At 58.4% G+C, this 18,734-nt stretch carries 15 protein-coding genes; 11 read left to right on the top strand and 4 right to left on the bottom strand.

All coding sequences use genetic code 11. The annotated features are described in order from the left end of the window. Window positions 1-37: 37 nt before the first annotated feature. From CKW23_RS16030 to CKW23_RS15985, 10 genes are all read left to right on the top strand, one after another. Window positions 38-922, top strand: coding sequence for a TatD family hydrolase (locus CKW23_RS16030; RefSeq protein WP_025260285.1), 885 nt, complete (start codon window positions 38-40; stop codon window positions 920-922). Continuing rightward, on the top strand, window positions 919-2,145 hold the full coding sequence (gene eboE / locus CKW23_RS16025; RefSeq protein WP_025260286.1) for a metabolite traffic protein EboE: 1,227 nt from the start codon (window positions 919-921) through the stop codon (window positions 2,143-2,145). Before CKW23_RS16030 ends, eboE begins: the two co-directional genes overlap by 4 nt. Beyond that, window positions 2,135-3,574, top strand: a complete 1,440-nt coding sequence (locus CKW23_RS16020) for an alkaline phosphatase family protein (RefSeq protein ID WP_025260287.1) — start codon at window positions 2,135-2,137, stop codon at window positions 3,572-3,574. The genes eboE and CKW23_RS16020 overlap by 11 nt, the downstream gene beginning before the upstream one ends. Further along, window positions 3,553-4,710: a hypothetical protein gene (locus tag CKW23_RS16015; RefSeq protein ID WP_025260288.1), complete on the top strand. Its 1,158-nt coding sequence runs from the start codon at window positions 3,553-3,555 to the stop codon at window positions 4,708-4,710. Before CKW23_RS16020 ends, CKW23_RS16015 begins: the two co-directional genes overlap by 22 nt. 13 nt (window positions 4,711-4,723) lie before the next feature. Further along, window positions 4,724-7,111 (top strand): hypothetical protein, encoded by a 2,388-nt coding sequence (locus CKW23_RS16010; protein ID WP_025260289.1) that lies wholly within the window; start codon window positions 4,724-4,726, stop codon window positions 7,109-7,111. 56 nt (window positions 7,112-7,167) lie between these two features. Next, a complete protein-coding gene (locus CKW23_RS16005) occupies window positions 7,168-8,106 on the top strand; it encodes a hypothetical protein (RefSeq protein WP_025260290.1) in 939 nt (312 codons plus the stop codon). 18 nt (window positions 8,107-8,124) lie between these two features. Beyond that, on the top strand, window positions 8,125-9,417 hold the full coding sequence (locus CKW23_RS16000) for a hypothetical protein (RefSeq protein WP_025260291.1): 1,293 nt from the start codon (window positions 8,125-8,127) through the stop codon (window positions 9,415-9,417). A 3-nt stretch (window positions 9,418-9,420) separates the two neighbouring features. Continuing rightward, complete coding sequence (locus CKW23_RS15995; protein WP_025260292.1) at window positions 9,421-11,226, top strand: hypothetical protein; 1,806 nt, start codon at window positions 9,421-9,423, stop codon at window positions 11,224-11,226. Between the two features lie 29 nt (window positions 11,227-11,255). After that, the gene (locus tag CKW23_RS15990) at window positions 11,256-12,320 is read left to right on the top strand and encodes a hypothetical protein (protein WP_025260293.1); all 1,065 of its coding nucleotides are present in this window, start codon (window positions 11,256-11,258) and stop codon (window positions 12,318-12,320) included. A gap of 204 nt (window positions 12,321-12,524) precedes the next feature. Continuing rightward, window positions 12,525-14,696 (top strand): TonB-dependent receptor domain-containing protein, encoded by a 2,172-nt coding sequence (locus CKW23_RS15985; RefSeq protein WP_095067958.1) that lies wholly within the window; start codon window positions 12,525-12,527, stop codon window positions 14,694-14,696. Between the two features lie 48 nt (window positions 14,697-14,744). On the opposite strand, the gene CKW23_RS15980 is transcribed toward CKW23_RS15985, so the two are convergent. Together CKW23_RS15980 and CKW23_RS15975 are read right to left on the bottom strand one after the other, a co-directional pair. Continuing rightward, window positions 14,745-15,293 carry a cupin domain-containing protein gene (locus CKW23_RS15980; protein ID WP_025260295.1) on the bottom strand — a complete coding sequence of 183 codons (549 nt, stop codon included), beginning with the start codon at window positions 15,291-15,293 and terminating at the stop codon, window positions 14,745-14,747. Between the two features lie 114 nt (window positions 15,294-15,407). Continuing rightward, entirely contained in the window at window positions 15,408-16,163 is a 756-nt protein-coding gene (locus tag CKW23_RS15975; protein WP_025260296.1) for a gamma-glutamyl-gamma-aminobutyrate hydrolase family protein, read from the bottom strand. A 125-nt stretch (window positions 16,164-16,288) separates the two neighbouring features. Here CKW23_RS15975 and CKW23_RS15970 point away from each other — a divergent pair, with 125 nt between their 5' ends. Further along, complete coding sequence (locus CKW23_RS15970; RefSeq protein ID WP_038399874.1) at window positions 16,289-17,161, top strand: LysR family transcriptional regulator; 873 nt, start codon at window positions 16,289-16,291, stop codon at window positions 17,159-17,161. A gap of 41 nt (window positions 17,162-17,202) precedes the next feature. Here the strand turns inward: CKW23_RS15970 and CKW23_RS15965 are convergent, their stop codons facing one another. Next, window positions 17,203-17,814 carry an FMN-dependent NADH-azoreductase gene (locus CKW23_RS15965; protein WP_038399876.1) on the bottom strand — a complete coding sequence of 204 codons (612 nt, stop codon included), beginning with the start codon at window positions 17,812-17,814 and terminating at the stop codon, window positions 17,203-17,205. Between the two features lie 22 nt (window positions 17,815-17,836). Next, entirely contained in the window at window positions 17,837-18,628 is a 792-nt protein-coding gene (locus CKW23_RS15960; protein ID WP_025260297.1) for an alpha/beta fold hydrolase, read from the bottom strand. Between the last annotated feature and the right edge of the window lie 106 nt (window positions 18,629-18,734).

The following is an 18,734-nucleotide window of genomic DNA, read 5'->3' as shown; positions in this document are numbered from 1 at the left end:
CCCAACGCTTGCCCTTTGCGCATTACGAGGATGTCCCATGCCCAAGTACTTCGATCCGCACATCCACATGGTAAGTCGTACCACGGACGACTATCAGAACATGGCCGCAGCCGGGATCACCGGGGTCATCGAACCCGCCTTCTGGCAAGGCCAGGCGCGCACCAGCCTCGGCAGCTTTGTCGATTACTTCGATACGCTGCTCGGCTGGGAGCGCTTTCGTGCCAGCATGTTCGGCATCCATCACTTCTGCACCATCGGCCTCAACCCCAAGGAAGCCAATAACCTCTCGATAGCCGAAGAAGTGCTGGAGATCCTGCCGCGTTATCTGGTCAAGGATGGCGTAGTCGCCGTCGGTGAAATCGGCTACGACGACATTACACCCGACGAGGATCGTTTTCTGGCCGCCCAACTGGAACTGGCCAAGCAGTTCCACCTGCCGGTTCTGGTCCACACCCCGCATCGCGACAAGATTGGTGGCACCAAACGCACTCTGGCGGTGATCCGGGAAGTCGACATTCCCGAAAACCTGGTCATCATCGATCACCTGAACGAGTTGACCCTGCCGCTGGTGATGGAAACCGACTGCTGGCGCGGCCACTCGATCTACCCCAACACCAAGATGTCGGAACAACGCATGGTGGCGCTGCTCAAGGAGTACGGCACCGAAAAAATGGTGGTCAACAGCGCTGCCGACTGGGGCATCAGCGACCCGCTCAAGGTACCGAAAACCGGTCAGGCAATGCTCGATGCCGGCTTTACCCAAGCCCAGGTTGAACAAGTGCTGTTCCATAACCCGGTGGACTTCTTCGCCCAGAGTGGACAACTGGACAAGACCCTGGTCAGCACCCCATTGCCCATCGACCAGCGCAAGCAATGGCAGGAAAACTCGGCCCTGCGTGGCCAGGAACCGGTGGTCAAATGAGCGCCGCGTCAGGCTGGACCGCCGCCCAGATAGGCTATTGCAGCAATGTGCATCCCGCACCCGGGCTGGCTGAGCTGTGCGCCTCCATCGAGCAGCATTTCCAGGGTGTACGCCAGCAACGCAAGCTGGTCGAGCAGGAAAGCGGGCTATGGATCAGCGCCCAGGCCGCACAGGAACTGCAAGATGATTCAGCGCGCAAGGCCTTTCTGGGCGTGTTGAAAAACTGCGGCGTGCGGCTGACGTCACTCAACGGTTTTCCCTACGGCCAGTTTCACAAGGGCGCAGTGAAAGCCGAGGTTTACCTGCCCAGTTGGGCGGACGGCGAGCGACTGGCCTACAGCCTGCAACTGGCAGAAATTCTCGCCGAAGCCTTGCCAGCGGACTGCGATCAGGGCGTGATTTCGACCGTGCCACTGGGTTACGCCGCCCACTGGAGCCCGGAGCGGCAACAGCGTGCCGAAGAGCTTCTCGCGCAACTGACGTCTTCCCTCGCCAGCCTTCGACACAGGACCGGCAAGAAGATCGTGATCTGCCTGGAAATGGAACCGGACTGCGTGCTGGAAAACACCACACAATCCATCGAGTTCTTTCAGCGCCTGCAAGCCCGCGATCCGCATCATGAGCATCTGGCGCTGTGCTTCGATGTCTGCCATCAGGCGGTCGTTTTCGAGCACTGCTACAAATCCCTTACGAGGTTGCGCGAAGCCGGAGTCCCGGTCGGCAAGATCCAGTTATCCAATGCCATGATCTGTCGTTTGCCCGCCGAGGGTGACAGTCGGCGTGAACACGTTCTCGATGCTCTTGGCAACTTTGCCGAAGCCACCTATCTGCATCAGGTCAAGACCCTGGACCCGCAAGGCCGGTTAAAAGCCTGGGCCGATTTGCCTGAGGCACTGGAGAACCCCGAGCAAAGCAGCGAACTGAGGATTCACTTCCATGTGCCGCTGTTCAGCGAGCAACTGCTGCTGCCGGAACTGAGCGGCAGCCAGTTGGCCCTGGCCCAGACCTTTGACTTTCTGGCAGACCACGCCGATTTCCGTCCGGTGCTGGAAGCGGAAACCTACAGCTGGAACGTCCTGCCTTCCGCCATCAGGCCGCAGACCGAGCGGGCCTTGCTGCTGGGCATCGCGGCCGAACTGCAATGGGTCGAAAAGCAACTGCTCCAGCGCGGTTTACTGCTGACCGATGCCCACAAGCAAAAGGCGTATGCCGATGCGATCTGACTTGCCGCCACTGCTGCTGATCAACGTGGTGGGCCTGACACCCGGCTTGCTGGGCGAAGCCACACCGCAGATCAATGCCTTGCTCAAAAATGCGCAGATGACCAGCTTGCAGCCGGTGTTTCCGGCGGTGACTTCCACTGTCCAGGCGTCCATCCTTACCGGCCAGCCGCCGTCGAAGCATGGCGTTGTCGGCAATGGCTGGTATTTCCGCGATCAGGCCGAAGTGCGTTTCTGGCTGCAGCCCAACGATCTGATACAGGGCGAAAAGGTCTGGCACGCTCTCAAGCGTGAGCATCCGGAGTTTCGCAGCAGCCAGTTGTTCTGGTGGTTCAACATGTACGCCGACGTGGATGCCGCCATCACGCCACGCCCCCACTACCCTGCTGACGGCCGCAAAATGTTCGGTCTGTATTCGTCACCGGCGTCCCTGCACGAAGTCATCGAGCAGCAGATTGGCGAATTTCCGTTTCCTGGCTTCTGGGGGCCAGCCGCCGGCATCGCGTCCAGTCGCTGGATAGTGGATTGCGCCATGGCCGAATTCCGCATCAACCGGCCCAATCTGCAACTGGTCTATCTGCCGCACCTGGATTACAGCCTGCAACGCCACGGGCCGGATCATCCGTCGATTGCCGATGAAGTCAGGGCCATCGACCATGAAGTCGGACGCTTGCTGGCCTTCGCCGAACAGCAAGGTGCCAAGGTCATGCTGCTTTCGGAATACGGCATAGAAGCGGTTCAGCAATCGGTGTCGATCAATCGGGTACTGCGCTCGGAAGGCTTGCTGCACGTGCGACAGTCCCTGTCCTGGGAACTTCTGGATCCGGGTGCCAGTGCGGCCTTTGCCGTTACCGACCATCAGATCGCCCATATCTACGTGAAACGGGCGCAAGACATCCCCAAAGTGAAAGCCCTGTTGCAGCGCCAGCCAGGCATCGAGCAGGTGCTGGATAAAACCGAACAGCAGGCCTGGCAACTCGATCACCCTCGCAGCGGCGAGCTGGTGGCCATCGCAGAGGCCGGTTTCTGGTTCGATTACTACTACTGGTTCGATGATCGCAAGGCGCCCGACTTTGCCCGCACCGTGGATATTCATCGCAAGCCCGGTTACGACCCGCTGGAGCTGTTCATCGACCCGGCCATTCGTTTCCCGAAACTGAAAGTGGCGCGCCGCCTGCTGCAGAAAAAGCTCGGCTTTCGCTACTACATGGACTTGATCCCTCTCGATACCCGACTGATTCGCGGCAGCCATGGACGCTTGCCCAGCGACGAACAGTCAGGCCCGTTACTTATTACAAATTGCGAACTGCAGCTGCCGGAGCGTCTTCCTGCAACCGCCGTCAAGCAACTGCTTCTGGAGTACTTCCGGGGGCACCAACACCGTGATCAGGCCAATGCCAAGGAGATTTCATGCGGCGAGCCCTTTGTGTAACCGTTCTAAGTGCCGTGGCCGGTCTGGCTCAGGCTCAGACGCCGACCCCAGCCAACTTCGATTGCACCAACCTTTTCAAGTTTGGCACCAGCCCCGCCACGACCTGGACTGCATTCCAACAGAGCCCTGAAACCATGGCCTGGAACTGGTTTGCCTGCCTGAACCAGCCCGCAGCCCAAGGCAACCCCAATCGTGTCTGGGAAACCCTCAAGCCCAGCGATCAGGTCTATCTGGGCAATGGCGCACAGCCTCTGCCCTATGCCCAGCGCGAACCGTTGCCAGCCGAGGTGAAAGACAAGGCCCAACAACTGGGCCTGAACATGCAGCGCGCGTTCCAGAACCTGGACAGCGTGCAGCAGGTGGACGGGCTGATTCTGCAAATGGGCAACCAGGTGCCTGCAGCGCAACGGGGCCAGCCGGTGCGTTTTCACCTGCAGATGAGTGAAGACACCTTCAATTACATCATGCAGCAAAAGGTCTACAACGCGAACGGCCAGGCGGCCCTGACCAGCAGCCTGAACTTTCCCTCCACAGCCTGGGAGCTGAAAACTTCCTGGCTGTGGATCGGTGCCGATCAGACTTTCATGCAGCAACTGACCAATGATGGTTACTACATCATTCAGGCCTATTACCTGGAGGACGACGAGAAAACCTATAACGTTGGTTATGCAGCCCTCAGTGGTATGCACGTCATCAACAAGCTGTCGCCAAGCTGGGTCTGGACCACCTTTGAAAACAAGAACAACAGCAAGTACAGCGTGACCAATGACACGCCGGCAAAGCCCATGACCAATATCACCGGGCCAACAGCGGCGGCAAAACCGGTCAACGCCACTTTCCAGGCTCAATACCCTGCGCTGGCGCAATACGAATTGATCGGCGTCCAGTATCAGAACGACGGACAGTTGCTGGCCAACTCGCAACTGGAGTCGGCTTTCCAGAGCAATTCCGACTGCCTGGCCTGTCACAGCACAGCGGCCTATTCAACGAAGACCAAGACTTATTTCAACTTTGCGCTCGACCAGAATGGCGGCCTCGCCTACCCGGTCAAGGAGCTGCCCGAGTCGGCCTATGCCGGTTACGAAAAACTGGACTTCGTCTGGTCGCTGAAACGCGCCCAGTGGCAACGACCTTAAGGAGCATGACCCTATGAGCGTGTTGAATTTCCCCCGTATCTATTTCAATGGCCACATGTTCTGGAACCCGCCGACGGCCAACAACAACGACATGTTTCCGCTGTACGACGCGGTCAAGATGCAGATGAACTGGCCGTTTCTGGCCGAGTACGGCATCACCCCCGAAAACGCCGCCAGCACTCTGCTGCCCTGGACCATCGCACCGATTCCCACCGTTCCAGACTATGTGCTGCAAGTACCCGGCAACGCTGCGGCGAGCGGTATCCCTGGCGAATGGAACCTGTTTGGCGATAACAGCTGCGGCACGGTCAGCCACAACCTCACCCAGTCGCTGGTCATCGGTGGCGAGTTGCAGACCAACAGCTACATCAGCCAGGACAACCTGGTCAACAAGAGCTACCAGTTGACAGGCAACCCCTTTGGCGGCACGGCACCCTCCGCGGCACGTTTCGTTGATGTCAGCCCCTGGCAGAACACATTCACGGCGCTGTACTTCGACAATCTGGTCATAGGCGACAGCCAGTGCGGCCTGACCCTCAATCGCCAGCACCGCATGCTCGACCGCTTTCTGAACTTCAACTGGGGAGCCTTCGGCGGCCTGAGTTATGTCACCACCACCTGGCAGACCTGTTTTCCCAAGGAAAACCTGCAATGGGTGATCGGCGACTCGGTTCTGTTGCAGAACCTGCAGCAGCAGATGGAACAGCAAAACGCCAAAGGCCTGATGTTCCGCTTCTCGACCTATCTGACCTACTACGACAAGAACGGCATCTTCAACGACTACCCCCCCTTTATCACTCACCCGACAGGCAACGAAAGCCCGGCAAAAATACTGGCAGAAATGCAGGCCATGTATCAGAAAGGTCTGGATAACGTCGCCGATATCTTTTTCAACCCGGCCTACAGCCGCACGGCCGGCACACTGGGGTTATGGTTCGAGGATGAATTCCCGACCGCACCCGCAGGGCAGCGTCTGGTCCCGGCCTCGCCTATCAGCGTTTACAAGACCAAACCCGGCGATACCCCGCTACCGCCTGGCGTGGCTATCCAGCTTGGGGTGATTTCGGCTCAGGTGCAGCCTGAGAACAACACCCTGTCGCTGGACCTTGGAACCGGATTCCCGTTCTATCCGGTCGACAGCAAGGCGGCCATTCCCGTTGCGGAAAAATTCCAGGCCGGTGACTACCAGGTGGGCGTGCGCAATAACGGAAAATTCACTCCGGTAGCGAACTTCGGCTTCGAGCAGTACCGGCAGTTTGCGTTCGACAAGCGCGCCGGTATTCTCGACTTTGTCCTGAGCGCCGATGACATCGCCACGCTGCAAAGCGGGCCGCTGGAACTGCGCTTGCTGGGCTCGTCACCCAAGACCGCCGCCACGCAACAGATGTGGACTGCCGAGGTAGTGGAAAGCGCCAGCTTCATCGATGTGGGTGATATCAAGACCCTGAATATAATGGTCCAGTACGACGGCAAGCCGGCAGTGGACACAGTGATCTGGGTGGCGGAATACAACAACGCCTTCTCGGTAACCACCAGCGACTATTATCTGGCCTTCCGCAATGATCCGGACTTCACGCTGTTCACCAACAATCCATTGGACTACTCGCAGAACCAATCCCGACTGCCGCAATTTATCGATACGCCCCTGGTAGTGAGTCAGGCAACCAAAGGCAGCGGCCGCAGCCTGAGTGCCGTACATTCTGCGGCAATCAACACGGGAACCAATGGCGATAAAGTCAGCTATCAGGCCTATTTGCACGAACCCACAGCGCTGTCCCTCAAACATTGCCTGACGTTTGCCAATGCCACCGACCTGCAAGGCACCCTGCAGGGCAACACCACGGTGGATTACAGCGTGGTACAGATCAAGACCGACGCCAAAGGCATTGCCCAGGTGATGATCAACGCCACGGCAGCCGGCTTTCCCACCCTGAGGTTCTTTGTCCAGGAAGGCGATCAGCCTCCCGCGATCCCTTTCAGCTTCAACTACATGGAAGCCTACACCGACTTCCTGGCACCGTTGCGGGTGCTGCCTATGGAGCCCAAGTTGCAAAAGGACTTCGTCGACTACTGGAACAGCATCTGTACGCAACAGGATGCCCGTGTATTGATCTGGGAACAGTTCATCTACCCGAAGATCCTGCAGCCCTTCTACTACCTCTACCCGATCATGACCAAGTACATGCCGCTCAACTCCCTGAAACGCATCGAGGGCGCGGTCGATCAGTTGATCAAACTGATCGGCAAGCCATACCAGGAAGAAAGCACACTGGCGATGCCCATCACCCGTGACATGCCGCAAAGCCGACGCGCCGTGCTGGAGCTTTGGGCGCAATCGCTGGTGAAGGCGAACTACCCGCCCATGCCGCTGAGCATGAGTAATTACCCTCAAAGCTGTTAAACCCGGCAGGAAAGCGGGTGGCTGAAAGGCCATCCGCGCTTGCAAAGGAGTGTCGTATGAAGTCCAGCATTTTGATTCGGCTGTTCATGTTGTCGAGCCTGCTGTTTTGCAACACCCTGTTTGCGCAGGACGGCGGCGATGTCTACTTCAGCATGGGTGTCCATAACACTTCGGGCTGCACCGAAAAGAATGGCAATTGCATTGCCAAGAGGAATCCGGGCGACCCAAGCGATCCGTTTTTCCCCGCGTACTGGGTCAGTGACTGGACCATGTACCGGGTCACTACTGACAGCTACAAGAAAAACCCGCCGCCTTACAGCAACCCGCCCGCCACCCTGAAGCCCAGTGACTACAGCGTTTCCAAGGGCACCAGCTATTACGACACCACTTACATTCCCGCCGACGGCGATGGCTACGGCGCGATGATGGAGCACTACGAGAAATACTGCCTGCCGATCTTCCCGATCAAGGACAACAATTACACCTGCTCCTTCGTATCGCTGGGCAACAAGGCATACTTCCTGACCTACGAGCAGGACCGCCCCAAGGGCATGCCCGCCTGCTGCATGTTCTCGCCCATGAACCACCCGCCTCGCCAGGACTTCATCCAGCACCTGCCTTACAGCGTCGAGCGCAGCAAAAACCTCAATGCCAGCGTGCAGGCCTATTCCATCGATGTACCGGGGCCGGATGGTCCGATCCTGTTCGGTTATTCATTCTTCAAGGACGCCACCAGCGACCAGAAAGGCCAGGCTCCTTATCGGCATCCACAATCCTTCTTCTTTTCAGGCGATGTCTCCACCGCCAATGCTCCCATCGTCAGCCAGAACTACACCAACTTTCGCGTGAGCAAACCGGACCCGGCCACCACCTGGGCACAAGTGGCGAAGATGTGTCCGGCCAATCCAGAGCCCTGCCAGCTGTTCAATCCGCCAGCCACGCTGAGCAATGGCAAAAAGGCGCAATGGAACAACCTCATGCCCAACAAGCCCTGACAGACAAGGAGGTACGCCATGAACTCTCGATATCGTCTTGCCCTGGCACTGCTTGGCAGTGTCAGCCTGCCTGCCCTGGCTCTGGAACAACCGATGCCTGATGTGTCGGTGACGAGCCTCAACTGCCAGCTTCCCGGTAGCGCCCCAGCCGCCAAAAGCGGCCAGGACCTGTTCGATCTGTACAGCTGGCAGATGTTCATCGCCCTGAACTGGCCCGTAACGGATGGTCAGCGCGGAGTCCCCGACTGCAGCAAGAAGCCTGGCGATGCGGGCTACACCGTCTGGCAGAGCTACAAGAACGTCAGTGAAATATTCCCGGCGGACGGCAGTAATCCAGGCCCCTGGAATACTCCGTTGACCGGCAGGAATCTGGGCATGATCAATATTTCGGCCCTGAAAAATACCGGTGTACTTCAGGCGGTCGATCAGGCCGTGGGGGGCTGGCTGATCGATCAGCGCGGCAATCCGACCTATTACGACATCTCGGCCAACGAGGTTTCGTACACCTACATCGTGGCCAACAACTTCTACAACGCCAATGTGGTTTCCAAAGCCAGCAACATTTCATTCCCCAACGGCGTCATCGAGGTCAAGTCGAGCTGGCGCATCCTCACACCTGCCGACAACGCCAGCCGTTACCTGACGGTTCATTCGCAGGTCGATCTGTTCGATGATCAGGGCAAACCCACCGGTGCTGTTGCAGATGCCTATCTGGGGCTGGTGGGTCTGCATATCATCACCAAGGTTCAGGGCTACCCACAGTGGATCTGGTCCACCTTCGAGCAGGTCGATAACGTGCCACCCAAGAAGGAATCGGGAGGCCAATGGATCGACAACCCGGCACCCGGCATCAACTACTCCTACTTCAACCCCCACGCCGAGCCTGCCAGCCTCAATCAGTCCCCGTGCGACTGGCAGACGCAAGATAACAAGATGGTGTGCGTGCCCAAGGCCGGCACCACCTTCCAGACCCCGAACCCGCTGAACCGGGTGACGCCGATTGCTCTCTCCACCGAACTGATCAACAAGGGGTTCCAGCTCAATCCCGGCCTGCAGCAAAGCGCTCTGAAGTACTACCAGCTCGTCACGACCCAGCGTCCGTTCAACCCGAACAACCCCGGTAATCCGTTGGGCCAGCCGACCCCGGCACTTTCGGCCAACGTCACGATGGAAAGCTATATCCAGGCCAACAGCAGTTGCATGGCTTGCCATTCCATGGCGACACCGGTCGGCAGCCCTTACAAGGCCGACTTTTCCTACATGTTCAAATTTGCACAACCCGCCGCCCAAGGCGCCAAGGACGAGAAATAGATCATGAGCATTCTCAATGGACCACGATTGAATTTCTGGGGTGGCATCAGCACCGATGTGAGTGTGCCGAACAATTCAGCGACCGTTCCTCAGGGGGATCAAACAGGCTTCAAGCTGTTCGATCCGGCAACCTCGACTATTGCTCCAGAGGCCCAGTCTTACACCGACGAACAATTGAACGAAAAGATCAACACGCCTTCCAGCACTGCGCCAGCCAGCGGTTACACCCAAGGTGGCTGGAATCACTATGGCCAGCATGTCGTCGAATTGGACACGAAGATCAGTTCGCAAGGCAATCCGGGAGCTATCAGCAAGCAAGGCGATCTAGTAGGGCAACCCGTCTATCTGCTAGGTTCACTGGACCCGAAAACCGGCCAGAGCAGTTCCTCTGGTGCGATGATGGTGGATCTGGACCCGACCTCAACGGTCACCACCCAGATATTTGTCGGTGGCCTGCAGATTGGCGACAGCGACATCCAGTTGCTGATTCGCTGTAATACCGTGTGCAGCAGCCTGGATGTGAAACAGCGAATACTGGGGCCGGCGACGATGGATGCTCCAGGATCCTTCGCCCTCAGCGGCACATTCCAGTTGACCTTCCCGCTGGACAGCATCGTCAGTTACAACCAGAACAGCGAAATCCTGCAATCGATCATCAAGGCTCCCGGAGCAACCGGTATCGTCTTGCGCTTCGTCATGTTCGAGATGTGCCCGACCCTGACCACAAAACAACTGAATGCCGATTACGCAGCCAAGAGCTACACACCCAACCCAAGCATTGGCAGGGTCATTGGCACTCTGGCGCCAGCCTTTGCCGACGAGCCAGCCATCTGCCCGGCGGGTCGACTGCTGGTCAATCAGGATACAAAAAACACCGGTTTTGCAGACCTGAGCGACGACGGGTTATTGAGCATCGATATGGTGAACCTCATTCCCAAAGAAACATTCAGGACTGATCGAACGGCCATCACCAGCCCCATCGGCCCCAATGCCGATTATGGCCTTGTCAGTTTCTGCGCAGGCACAACAACTCTCACGACACTGGCACCGGACAACGAGTACCTGCAAAACTATTACCTGTACGGCGGTATCGTGGATTTGCCGCTTGATGCAGGCAATGCACAGCAGGCAAAGACCCAACCGCTTTCCCTGTCGGCCCCCGACAAGAAAATCAGCTACTGGCCAAAAACAAGAGAAACATCCCTGCTGATCAAAGAGTCGGCTTACAGACTCTACACTGACCAGAGAAATATCTATCTGGAAGACCACCCCAACGGCCTGACGATTCCGTTGCAGGTCAGGTATCTGGGCGGACCTGTCCCTTCCGCCACCGAGATTGCTGTAACGATTGACGACACCCTCGATTGCCTGGACTACCCGACATCGGTTCCCGTACTGCCCAACCAGCTCTCGGTCGATGTCGAGGTAACCCTCAAAGCCGGTACCGAAGCATTAGCTGGTTTCAGCACTCTGACGTACACCCTTACGGGCAACAGCCCGTACTTCAGCAGCTTCCGCAAATACGCCCAGACAGACTTTGGAATCCCTCAAGGCAGCATCATCACTTGGGATCAGGTCTACCCCAACGTGCTGCGTTTCCACTATCTGGCGTTTCCTGCCATGTCGCGCTACGTGCCGCTCAACCAGCCAGACGCAGTCATGGGCCACAAGAATGCAATCCTTGCGCGCACTTCGGACACGTACAAAGGCACCACCTTGTATATGCCGGTAGTTCGTTCGATGTCACCCAGCCAACGAGCATTGCTCAGCGCCTACCTGACAGGCACGCCTTGGCAGCCGCTGCCATGAGTACCCCACCCATGGCTATGGAGAGCGTCATGACTGTTCACATTGAGATTCCCGCCCATCCAACTGAGCGACTGTGTGCCAGTACGTTCATTGCCGAGGGTTTGCTGAACCCGCGAGGGCTATGTGCCGGGCCGGATGGCAACCTGATTCTGACCGAAGCCGGATCAGGCTTGCCCGATGCGACTTTCAGCGGCCGCATCAGCGTGCTGCGCCCGGATCCGGAAAGTCCGGGCGCTTATTTGCCTGCCGAACCCCTGGCCCAAGGTTTTCGTGCCATGAACATGCAACCACGCATGCTGCGGGACGAGATCATGGGCATTTCGGATGTCGCCTGGGGTGACGGGCGCTTTCTGGTCAGCCAGACCGACTATGTGCAGGGTTCGAAGATCCTGGATATCCAGTACTCGCCACCCGAGCCGGTATTCCGCAGTCAGGGCAACCTGAACTCCCTGTGCTATCACCCCACCCGTCACAGCTGGCTGGCGGTCAAGCCCGATACCAATCAACTGGTGGAGTTCAGTCAGGGCAACGAAGGTGAACGCATCCTGGTCCAGTTGCCCGATCTGGCTCAAGGCCAGGAAGCGGTGCCGGTAACCCTGATTTATGAACCTGCGACCGGAGCGGTCCTGATCAGCCTGTTTTCCGGGGAATTGCGCAGCGATCCTGCCAGGCAGGGTATCGATTTTGTCGACCGAGCCGGCCAAGTCATCCGGGTCTGGCCGGACACCGGCAAGATCGAGTTGCTAATCAGCGGGCTGCAACTGCCCACCGGCCTGGCCATCAGCCCGGATGGAAGCGTACTGGTGCTGGAGTTGTGCGACCGGCTGCTACAACCCTTGCGCCCCGACTGGGCCGGCGAACCCCTACATGGTGGTTTCGAGCGTTTCAGCGGTCGGTTATTGAGCTGCGACCTGAAAGCACGGGAAGTCACCGTGTTCGCCACTGGGCTGGATACACCCTCCAACCTGTGTCTTCTGGAGAATGCCGTGATCGTCAGTGAAGGCATGGGACTCACCGGACGTCTGCTGCCCGGTCGGGAAAATACAGTGGTGCCGCTGAGTGGGAGATTGCGGCGAGTGGCGTTATCTTCCTGAAGCTTGAAAATCCTCGCCTCGCCGCAGGAATGAATTCATTCGCGAACAGCACAGTACATCCGACAGAGATATGTCGTTTTGAATGTCGTCTCGCGAATGAATTCGCTACTACTTTCCTGCAACACGTGTAAGTGACGCCATCTCCCTGTCCGGCATCGAATACCTATTCTGCGGCACAGCGGTCGTTCTCAAGGAACAAGGCATATGCACTTGCAACACACTCCACCTTTCCCTCTATCTCGTCTGAGCACTGCGAAACTGCTGGGCCTTAGCACCGCCCTCGCCTGCGTCAATATCGCTCACGCCCAGAGCAGTGATGAAAACACCGTCAACCTGTCGAATATCGAGGTTTCTGCCGGTACGGTCAGTGCCGCCGAGGTATCGCGGGAGGAAGTGAAGAAGGTGCCGGGTGCCACCAATGTCGTGGACCTGAATGACGTCGAGCAAGGCCGTGTGGCCAACAATGAAGATGTCTTCAAATATCAGGCCGGTATCTACGCCAAGGCGGCCAACAACGAAGGCGCGAAAATTTCCATTCGCGGCTCGGGCATCAACCGGGCACCGGGCGCACATGCTTCGGGCCTGTTTGAAATGCTCGACGGCCTGCCGCTTACCGGCCCCGGCGGTACGCCTTATGAACTGAAGGAACCTCTGTGGCTGAGCCATGTGGACGTACGGCGCGGCGCCAATGGTTTCGATCAGGGCTCACTGGCTCTGGGCGGCTCGATCAATTACCTGACCCGTACTGGCTATGACGCGCCCAAACTGCAATTGCGCTATGAAGCTGGCAGCCATGGCTATACCAAGCGTCAGATCAGCTCCGGGCAGGTGCTGGGGGATCTGGATTACTACGTCAGCCTGACCGACTCGAACTATGACGGCTTCCAGGACCAGAGCTCCGGTGGCAGCAAAGGCATTGCCGCCAATGTCGGCTACCGCTTCAACCCGAATATCGAAACCCGCTTTTACTTCCGCTACCGGGAAACCGATAACGATACGCCGGGCCGACTCACCAAAAACCAGATCCAGCACGACCCGCGTGCAGCCAACTCACTCAATGTGACCCGCGACTCAAAACGCCTGCAACCGGGCAGCACCTGGCTGGCCAACAAGACCACGTTCTACCTGGATGACAATTCTCGCGTGGAAGCCGGTCTGGTCTATCACGACTACCCCATGGACCTGCGCGAAGGCACCAACCGCCTGAAAGTTGCCTACACCGACATCAGCGGCACGCTGAACTATATTCGTCAGGACCAACTGGCCGGGCATCAAAGCATCACCACCCTCGGCCTGCGCACCACCAAAGGTTTGCCGAATAATGGCGCTTCCGAATACGTCCGTATTCCCACCGGCAACACCGCCGGTTTTGCCGTCGGTACCAAGACCCGGGATTACAGTTACCTGGGCTCCGACACGGCCCTGCACCTGAGCAACGATCTGGAACTGGTGCCGGACTTGTGGCTGACCACCGGTGTCGCGGCCATCTATACCCGCCGCGAGACGGAAGTCACTTATCCTGAGGTCAACGACCCGGTCAGTACCCATGACTGGGATTACGCCGCCCGCCTCGGCCTGCGTTATGACTTCACTCCGCAATTGCAGGTGTACGGCAACCTCAGCCGTTCGGTAGAACCGCCTCATGCCTGGTCGATGATCTGGGGCTCGAACAAGTTCTTCCCGGCCGGCAGCGGGGCCGCCACCGGCCTGCAACGCGCCGGTGTCGAGCTTGAGAACCAGACCGCCACCACTCTGGAACTGGGCGGACGCGGTGAAAACGGTTTGGGGCGCTGGGATCTGGCCTGGTATTACTCGCAGGTTCGCCACGAGTTGCTGAGCGTCGAAACCCAGGCTGCCACCCAGACCACCTCGCAAATCATTGCGGAATCCAATGCCAGCCCGACCATTCACCAAGGGATCGAAGCCAGCCTGGACAGTACGCTGTGGCAAGGCGGGGCGGCAGGCAAGCTGGCATTGCGTCAGGCCTACACCTACAGTGACTTCCACTACCGTGATGACGACCGATTCGGTGACAACCAGTTGGCTGGCATTCCAAAACACTATTACCAGGCTGAACTGCGCTATAGCCATCCCACCGGTTTCTACGTCGGGCTGAACACCGAACATGCATCAAAGATTGCCGTGGACTACGCCAACTCCTATTACGCGGACTCGTACACGCTGCTGGGGGCAACGCTGGGTTATGCCTCGCCCAAGGATGACTGGCAGACCTGGCTGGACCTGCGCAACCTGACCAACAAGCGTTACGCCAGTACCGTGACGCCAGGTTATGACGACCGAGGGCAGGATGTGGCCCGCTCGACACCGGGCGATGGGCTGGGCGTCTACGCCGGCATTTCCTGGAGTCTGCGCTGAGATAACCTGTTCCCCATCGACTGGCACTGTGCAAGCGATGGGGACCGGTCAGAAGTTTGCAGGCGTGTTGGCGCTGATGATCTCGGCCTCGTCCTGGCCGATATTGCGGAAGCGATGAGGCAAGGTGGAAGGAAAATAGTAGCCATCCCCGGCGCTGAGGATATTGGTCTGGCCATCGATGGTCAGCTCGATTGTCCCGCGAGTGACCAGCCCGCACTCCTCGCCTTCGGCATGCACGATGGGTTCGTCACCGGAACTGGCACCCGGCGCGTATTGCTCGCGCAGAAAGCGCATCTGCCGGCTCGGCAGGGTCGCGCCGACCAGCAAGAGGCGTAGCCCGTTACGACCAAGATCGGGCTGATCACTGGCGCGGAACACATACTGGTCCTGCCCCGGCGGCTGATCGAAGGTGAAGAAATCCGCCAGGGTCATGGGAATGCCCTCAAGCAGTTTCTTGAGGGAACTGACCGAAGGGCTGACCCGATTCTGCTCGATCAGAGAGATCGTGGCATTGGTCACACCGCTGCGTCTGGCCAGCTCGCGCTGAGACAACTTATAGCTTTCGCGTACCAGCTTGAGTCGTGCTCCCGTGTCCATAGCCGCCTTACATGAGAAATATTCGGTGAATGAGGCGCGATTGATGGCAGACACCACAACCCCACAAAAGCCGCGTATTAAATCACGTTTGCCAGCGTACGGAACATGCTCCGGCTATCGCTGGCTGCGGCGTTGCGCATAAACCTGACAGGCTTCACGAAATGCCTCGAACAGACGCAACGACACCGGATTGTCCAGAAACTGCCACTCCGGGTGCCACTGCACGCCCAGCACAAACCCTGATGCGCCAGGCATGGATACCGCCTCGACCAGACCGTCCGGCGCCAGCGCTTCTGCGCGCAAATCGCCCGCCAGCCGGTCGATGCCCTGGCTATGCAGGCTGTTGACCTCGAAGCCCGGAGCCAGGCCAAGGGCATCGAGCACGCCACCGGATTGCACCTGCACGCCATGCTGCGGGGCGTATTGCTCTTCCAGCAGGTCACTTTTCGGCTCGCGGTGGTCCATGTAACCCGGCAGTTCATGAACACGCTGGTGCAGGCTGCCACCCAGGGCCACGTTCAGTTCCTGGAAGCCCCGGCAGATACAGAAAACCGGCACGCCCAGGGCAATGGCCTGCCGCAGGAGTGGCAAGGTGTTGCGATCCCGGAACACATCATGCTGAGTGCCTTCGGCGCTGGGAGGCCCCTGATAGTGGCGAGGCTCGACATTGGAGGGCGAACCGGTAAACAGCAAGCCATCCAGACGGGCCAGCAACTGCGCAGGATCGGTTGGCATAGCCAACGCAGGCAAGACCACAGGAATACCGGCAAATGCGGCGGCCTCGACGTATTTGTCACCCGCCGTATGGGAGGAATATTTGCCCAACTGCTGACGGCAGGCAGTAACGCCAATCATTGGAGCGTTCGACATGATTCAACCTCTTTGACGATGCACGCGCAGGGCCTGTAAAGCCGCTATCGCGCAGAATGGCTATGAGTCTAAGATAGTCACCACCGCAATGGGCATGGGCATTCTGGCAATGGAAGTATGCAGCGATGCAATATGAGATCAGTCACGCCGACCTGGCCCTGGTGCTGGCATTGGTGCGCGGACGCACGCTGGCGCGGGCCGCAGAGTTGCTGCAGGTGGATATCTCCACGGTATTCCGCTCCATCAGACGGCTCGAAGCGGCATTGGGTACGGCACTGTTCGAGAAAAACCGTCGCGGCTATATTCCCACCGACACGGCACAAGCCATGTCCGAACAGGCTGAACGAGCAGAGCTGGCCCTCAATGCTGCCCGCGTGGCCCTGCAACAAGGGGAAAACGTAGTCAGCGGCACAGTGCGCCTGACCTGCACAGACGCCGTATTGCACAGCCTGTTGTTACCCGCCCTCGCCCGCTTCATGCCGTCCTACCCGGCGTTGACGCTGGAACTGGCGACCTCCAACACTTTCGCCAACCTGAGCCGTCGCGATGCGGACATCGCCCTGCGCCTGACCAATACCCCGCCCGAGCACCTGATAGGCCGACAACTGGGCACTGCCCACTACGTCATTTGCGGCCACCCGGATTATCGCGATCCATTGCTGGATTCGCCGACGTCCGTGCCATGGATCAGCCCGGACGATTCAATGCCGGACCACACCTCAGTCATCTGGCGCAGACAGACATTCCCTGCCGTCGTGCCACGCTATCGATGCAGCAGCATGTCAGCCGTTTCACAACTGGTGGCCGCCGGGCTTGGCGTGGCAGCCATGCCCGACTTCACCGCCCGCAACCTGCCAGGCACCGAAGTGCTGAGCCCTCCCCTCGAAGGCTGCAGCACCGACCTGTGGCTACTGACACGTCCCGATTGCCGGGCATTGCGTTCGGTTCAGGTACTGATTGAAGAATTGACGCCGTTACTGCGAAGCGCGCTGGAGTGAAAAAGCAGCCATAAGCTTCAAGCTGCAAGCGTCAAACCGTTTCAGATCGATAGTTCAACAATTGCCGCCCTGGCCTGCTCGATCCCCTTGTTGCGCACTTCTTCGGTTTTCGATGCGCCTTCGGCCCTGACCACCTGCACATCGGTGACGCCCAGAAAACCGAAGAAGGCCTTGAGATAGCTTTCCTGAAAGTCCATATGCCCCGCCGGTCCCTGCGCATAAAAACCGCCACGAGCCGAGACGATAATGACCCGCTTGCCGACGGTCAGGCCGACAGGGCCTTTATCCGTGTATTTGAACGTACGCCCCATCTGCGCAATACGGTCCAGCCAGGCTTTCAGCTGGCTCGACACGGAAAAGTTGTACATGGGCGCGCCGATCACCAGCACATCGCTGGCCAGAAACTCGTTTACCAGCGCTTCCGATACCAGATGTTCCTGCCGGGCGCTGTCATCGATAGCGCTGCTACCGCCCGGACGGAATCCGGCTGCAATGGCACCATTGAGGTGTCTGATTTCGTTGAGAGCCAGATCGCGGTACTCAACCTGAGCATCGGGATGGCTGGCCTTGATATGAGCCACAGTGGCGGCAGACAGATCACGGGTTACAGAACTATTGCCCAGAATGCTGGAGTCGATATGCAGAATTTTCATTTCAGCCTCACGTTTACGGGGGTTATCGGTTAGAGGATTCCTGGCCTGTTTCCCTGGCGGCCCGGTCAATCAGCGCAGCCACTTCTTCGGGGTGAGAAAGCAGAGACAGATGACCGGAGCGGATGGAGGTGACTTTTGCGCCAATCTGCCGGGCAATGACCTTCTGCACGTCGGGAGGCAGAGCCTTGTCGCTTTCCGTCTGCAGATACCAGCTGGGCTTTTCATGCCAGGCCGCATGCCGGACCTTTCCGGCAAAACTGTCCGCCGAGATGGGCTGCTGGACCGCGGCCAGTTCCTGCACCTTTTTCATGGGCAGATCCGCTGCCATGACCTGCTGAAATGCCTGGGGATCGTCCAGCCAGATCAGGCCTTGATCATCGGGTACCAGCCCCTCCATGGGGGCATCGAGCCTGTGCAACAGATCGGCTACTGACTCACCGCTGTCGGGAACCAGCGCGCTGAGATAGACCAGGCCTTTGACATTGTCTTCATTACCCGCCTGGCTGATCACGGCCCCGGCCCAGGAGTGGCCCACCAGCAGCACATCGCCCTTCTGGCGTTTCAGCACTCTTTCGGTGGCAAGGACATCATCGTCCAGTGAAGTCAGCGGGTTCTGTACCGCAGTGACGCGATAGCCCCTGGCCTGAAGTCTGGCAATGACAGGAGACCAGCTGGAACCATCGGCAAATGCGCCATGCACCAGCACGATACTGCGCACGCCTTGCTCTGCAGGGGCGGCCATGCTCTGCCCAGCACTGAACAGCATCGTCAATCCGAGCGCCGCAGCGAGTTGGCCAGGTTTGAGAAACTTCATGGGGAAACGCCTGAATGACTTGATGGAGAAAAGTCTATAGAGGCTCTCGAAAAGGCATCAGATGGCAAACTAGACATGTTTCATGCAAAACTCGCCAATGCGTGAC

This window comes from Pseudomonas sp. Irchel 3A18 (assembly GCF_900187465.1).
In the GTDB taxonomy this organism is placed as follows: domain Bacteria; phylum Pseudomonadota; class Gammaproteobacteria; order Pseudomonadales; family Pseudomonadaceae; genus Aquipseudomonas; species Aquipseudomonas cichorii.
This window is presented reverse-complemented; position numbering and strand designations above follow the sequence as displayed.